Here is a 4,715-nt window from a genome sequence, read left to right as displayed (position 1 = left end):
CCGAAACGCAGTTAGGAGATATGGAAAGTGGACAGCTTTCATATCTTTTACTCAATCTAAACTGTTGCAAATTTCTAATTAGATTGGATGTTAGACTGAACTTCGCTCAACCGACGCTTTAGGAAGCGGCGCTCACTGTCATTTGTCACCAATTCTAGTGCTCGCCTATAGCTCTGGGTCGCTTCCTCTGATGCTCCGACACGCCGTAATAAATCCGCACGGGTAGCATGAAACAGATGATAGCTGTCAAGTTCTGGGGCAAGGCTATCAATCAGTTCAAACGCCGCTTGAGGACTATCTGCCATCGCGATCGCCACCGCTCGATTCAAGGTCACAATGGGTGAAGGCTGCAAGCGTTCCAACACCTCATAGAGCCGCACGATTTGTGCCCAATCTGTTTCTTCGGCTCGTCCAGCCTGGCAGTGCAGGGCGGCGATCGCTGCTTGCAGGGCATACACTCCCGTTCCACTGCGTAGGGCTTCTTCCACCAAGGGCAAAGCCTCCGCAATTTGTTGGTGGTTCCAACGACTCCGATCCTGATCTTGCAACAGAATCAGATTGCCAGCTTCATCCAGACGGGCATCGCGCCGCGAGTCGTGCAGCAACATCAGTGCCACCAGTGCTGTGACTTCAGACGGGGGTTGGGGTGACATCAATTGCCGCACCAGTTGTCCCAGTCGAATCGCTTCAGTGCAGAGGTCCGCCCGCACCATCGAGTCTCCTTTCGTCGCGGCATAACCTTCGTTAAAGATGAGGTAGATTACTGCCAATACTGCCTCTATCCTCGGATATAGATCAGTTATGTCAGGCACTTTGTAGGGAATGCCTGCGTCTCGAATTTTGCGTTTGGCACGAACTAGTCGTTGCGCCATCGTTGCAGTAGGAACCAGAAAGGCGCGAGCAATTTCGTCAGTTTCCAGTCCACCGAGCATTCGTAGGGTCAATGCCACCTGAGTTTCGATCGCTAGTGCCGGGTGGCAGCAAGTAAAGATTAATCGCAGGCGATCATCTCCAATTTCATCGCTGTCGTAGGTTGGTTCTTCGCTCGATGGAATCAACCCTGATGCCGCGTACCAGTCTAGTTTTTCGGTCAGTCGTGTCCGTCGTCGGAGGCGATCGATCGCCTTGTACCGTGCGGTTCGGATGATCCAGGCACGGGGAAGATCGGGAATACCACTGGTTTCCCACTGGTTTACTGCTGCTGCAAACGCCTCCTGTGCGGCTTCTTCAGCCAGATCAAAATCTCCTAGCAGCCGAATCAGGATAGCAACAATGCGTCCCCATTCAGTTCGATAAATCGAGGCAATTGCTTGAGCAACATCTGATTTTGGAGTTGAAGCCATACCTGTCATAAAAAGACACAAAGTTTTTTTAGCAAGGTGTCGATTTGAGGAGTTCTCGTTCGACTGAGTAACAAAGGCAGTAAGGTTCAATTGTACTAAATAGAAGTTTTTCAACAAGATGTCGATTTGAGTAATTCCCATTCGACTTAACTACAAAGGAGGCAACCCAATGAAATATTTGCTGCTGATATATATGGACGAAACCGCCATGAGCGACTCTGAGCGAGAGCATTGCTACGTGGAATCTGCCCAAGTCGCCCAGGATCTCCATACGAAGGGACAATTTGTGGCAACGGCTCCACTCCATCCTGTGGCAACCGCAACCAGTGTTCAAGTCCGTGACGGCAAATCACTGGTGACAGATGGACCGTTTGCCGAAACCCGCGAACAATTGGGCGGATTCTTCCTCGTTAATGCTCAGGATTTGGATGAAGCCATTGCGATCGCCACCCAAATCCCAGGTGCAAAAGTTGGTACCGTCGAAATCCGTCCTGTAATTGAAGTTGCGGGACTACCAGCACAGTCATGACCGTCCTCAACCGCTTGAACTTAAGGAGAACCTTCATGCAAAACAATCCCAAAATCACTCCCTGTTTATGGTTTGATGATCAAGCCGAAGCAGCCGCTCAGTTTTATACGTCAATTTTTCGCAATTCCAAGATCGTCCACATCAGCCGATATGGAGAAGCAGGGCAGGAAATTCACGGAAAACCAGCCGGAACCGTTATGACCGTCAGCTTTGAACTAGATGGTCAGCCGTTCACAGCGCTGAACGGAGGTCCGGCCTTCAAATTTAACGAGGCAATTTCCTTCCAGGTCTCTTGCGATACCCAGGAGGAAGTGGACGATTACTGGCAAAAACTGTCTGTAAGTGGGGATGAAACCGCACAGCAATGCGGCTGGCTCAAAGATCAATATGGCGTCTCGTGGCAAATTATTCCTCGCATTCTCATTGAATTGCTCAATCACCCCGATGCGGCAACATCTCAAAAAGTTACAACTGCCATGCTGCAAATGAAGAAGATCGAAATTGATGAACTCAAGCGTGTCGCTGCGAGTTAGCGGTTCCTTCGGAGTTGCGCTTTGCGCTAATCAGCACACCAAACCCCTAGCAATTCAACTTAAAACCACTCAACAGGAGATTTCACAATGAAAGTCATGGTCATCGTCAAAGCAACCCAAGACTCCGAAACTGGCATCATGCCAAGCGAACAGCTTTTGACTGAAATGGGACAGTACAACGAAGAATTAGCCAGGGCCGGTATCTTGCTAGCTGGTGAGGGGCTTCATCCTAGTTCAAAAGGGGTGCGAGTTCACTTTTCAGGAACGGATCGCACTGTCATTAAGGGACCATTCACTCCAGCGCAGGAACTAGTTGCAGGGTACTGGCTGTGGCAGGTGAACTCAATTGAAGACGCGATCGCTTGGGTGAAGCGCTGCCCTAACCCAATGCCAGGAGAATCCGAGATTGAGATCCGTCCCATATTCGAGGCAGAGGATTTTGGTGAAGCCCTGACCCCCGAATTAAGGGAGCAGGAAGACCGCATTCGCGCCCAGATTGAAACGCAACAGCAAGAGTAATTTCATCAGTTGCCGCGCAAATGATGTTCACGCGCGAACGATCAGCTCATCAAAACGCAGAATCAATTAAGAAAGGAGAAATCAATGCAATTCAATCCTTACCTGATGTTCAACGGCAACTGTGAGGCAGCGTTCAAGTTCTACGAGCAATGTCTCGGCGGCAAAATCACTATGATGATGACTCACAAAGAAGCACCTTCCGCAGAAGAGGTCTCACCGGAATGGCATGACAAAATTATGCACGCCTGTCTTGAGTTGGACGATCGCCTCTTAATGGGATCTGACTGCCCACCCGGATATTTTGAAACCCCTCAAGGTTTCTACGTGCAGGTTAGTGTACCTGAACCATCCGAAGCAGAACGAATTTTTCACGCTCTGGCAGAAAACGGCAAAGTGAAAATGGCGATCGCCCCAACCTTCTGGTCAGTTCGCTTTGGTATGTTGGTCGATCAGTTCGGTACACCTTGGATGGTCAACTGTGAGCAGGTTGTTTGACCCTCTTACCGCCCTTCACCTCTAGTTTCACAGACTGTCCTACAACACACTACACAGGAGAAACCATGAGTACTCAAATTTTCGTCAATCTACCTGTCAAAAATCTCAAGCAATCGATCGAGTTTTTTACACAACTCGGTTTTCAGTTCAATCCTGAATTTACCGACGAAACGGCCACTTGCATGATTGTTTCTGAGAACATCTTCGTGATGCTCTTGACTCATGAAAAGTTCAAGACGTTCACGCCAAATGCGATTTGTGATGCTACCCAAAGTACCGAAGTGCTGGTATGTCTATCGGCTCAGAGCCGAGCAAAAATAGACGAGATGGTTCGTCAAGCAGTCGCCTTTGGTGGCACAACCTATAAAGAGCCGCAAGACCATGGATTTATGTATGGTCATGGATTTCAAGATTTAGATGGTCATATTTGGGAACTGGTTTACATGGAACCCAGCGCAAGCGATTAAGCTGAATCTACCCAGAAGGTATAGGTGTAAGCTATCACAGCAACATAGCTTTTGATCTAAGTTCAATCATTACACTATGGAGATCTGCATGATTCAAAATGCAATTGCACATCCAGAAATCGTTGGAAGAGACGAATGGCTGTCTGCTCGTAAAACATTGCTTGAACATGAGAAAGAATTGACCAAGCATCGCGATCGGATCAACGTAGAACGACGCAGACTACCAATGGTCAAACTTGAGAAGGAATATACCTTTGAAGGGTCAAATGGTTCTACCAAACTCGTTGATTTGTTTGAGGAACGAACCCAACTGATCGTCTATCACTTCATGTTTGCTCCAGAGTGGGAGAATGGCTGTATGGGTTGCACAGGCTACGTGAATGCCTTGGGTGATCTGTCAACGTTGAATGAGCGTGACACAACCTTCGTGCTGGTCTCCCGTGCCCCATTCCCCAAACTGGAAGCCTACAAGAGGCTGAAGGGATGGACGGTTCCCTGGTATTCCTCCTTTGGCAGCGATTTTAACTACGATTTCCATGTCACGCTAGACGAAAACATCGCGCCTATTGAATACAACTATCGGGACAAAGCGGAGTTAAAGAAACGAAATGGACCGAATGTAATGCAAGGCGAGAGTCACGGACTCAGCGTTTTCTTCCGCTTGGGTAACGATGTTTTCCACACCTACTCGACTTACGCCCGTGGCGTTGAATCTCTGACCGACGCCTACAGCCTGCTGGATATGACTCCCTACGGACGGCAGGAAGACTTTGAAGACTCACCACCTGGGTATCCGCAAAAGCCGACGTATGGATGAGACGCGGCACTT

At 48.8% G+C, this 4,715-nt stretch carries 7 protein-coding genes; 6 read left to right on the top strand and 1 reads right to left on the bottom strand.

Annotation, left to right across the window (positions count from 1 at the left end; genetic code table 11):
* Positions 1-74 precede the first annotated feature (74 nt).
* The gene (locus H6F80_RS00970) at positions 75-1,343 is read right to left on the bottom strand and encodes an RNA polymerase sigma factor (RefSeq protein ID WP_242067100.1); all 1,269 of its coding nucleotides are present in this window, start codon (positions 1,341-1,343) and stop codon (positions 75-77) included.
* Positions 1,344-1,512: 169 nt separating this feature from the next.
* Between H6F80_RS00970 and H6F80_RS00965 the strand changes: the two genes are divergently transcribed.
* The 6 genes from H6F80_RS00965 to H6F80_RS00940 all read left to right on the top strand — a co-directional run bounded on the left by H6F80_RS00965 (position 1,513) and on the right by H6F80_RS00940 (position 4,703).
* Positions 1,513-1,872: a YciI family protein gene (locus H6F80_RS00965; RefSeq protein ID WP_190789752.1), complete on the top strand. Its 360-nt coding sequence runs from the start codon at positions 1,513-1,515 to the stop codon at positions 1,870-1,872.
* Between the two features lie 35 nt (positions 1,873-1,907).
* On the top strand, positions 1,908-2,405 hold the full coding sequence (locus H6F80_RS00960; protein WP_190789751.1) for a VOC family protein: 498 nt from the start codon (positions 1,908-1,910) through the stop codon (positions 2,403-2,405).
* An 87-nt stretch (positions 2,406-2,492) separates the two neighbouring features.
* On the top strand, positions 2,493-2,924 hold the full coding sequence (locus H6F80_RS00955) for a YciI family protein (protein WP_190789750.1): 432 nt from the start codon (positions 2,493-2,495) through the stop codon (positions 2,922-2,924).
* A gap of 84 nt (positions 2,925-3,008) precedes the next feature.
* On the top strand, positions 3,009-3,419 hold the full coding sequence (locus tag H6F80_RS00950) for a VOC family protein (RefSeq protein ID WP_190789749.1): 411 nt from the start codon (positions 3,009-3,011) through the stop codon (positions 3,417-3,419).
* 65 nt (positions 3,420-3,484) lie between these two features.
* The gene (locus tag H6F80_RS00945) at positions 3,485-3,886 is read left to right on the top strand and encodes a VOC family protein (RefSeq protein ID WP_190789748.1); all 402 of its coding nucleotides are present in this window, start codon (positions 3,485-3,487) and stop codon (positions 3,884-3,886) included.
* An 88-nt stretch (positions 3,887-3,974) separates the two neighbouring features.
* Positions 3,975-4,703: a DUF899 domain-containing protein gene (locus H6F80_RS00940; RefSeq protein WP_190789747.1), complete on the top strand. Its 729-nt coding sequence runs from the start codon at positions 3,975-3,977 to the stop codon at positions 4,701-4,703.
* The last annotated feature ends 12 nt before the right edge of the window (positions 4,704-4,715 follow it).

Origin of the sequence: Leptolyngbya sp. FACHB-711 (assembly GCF_014695615.1) — a bacterium.
Lineage (GTDB): Bacteria > Cyanobacteriota > Cyanobacteriia > Elainellales > Elainellaceae > Leptolyngbya_A.
This window is presented reverse-complemented; position numbering and strand designations above follow the sequence as displayed.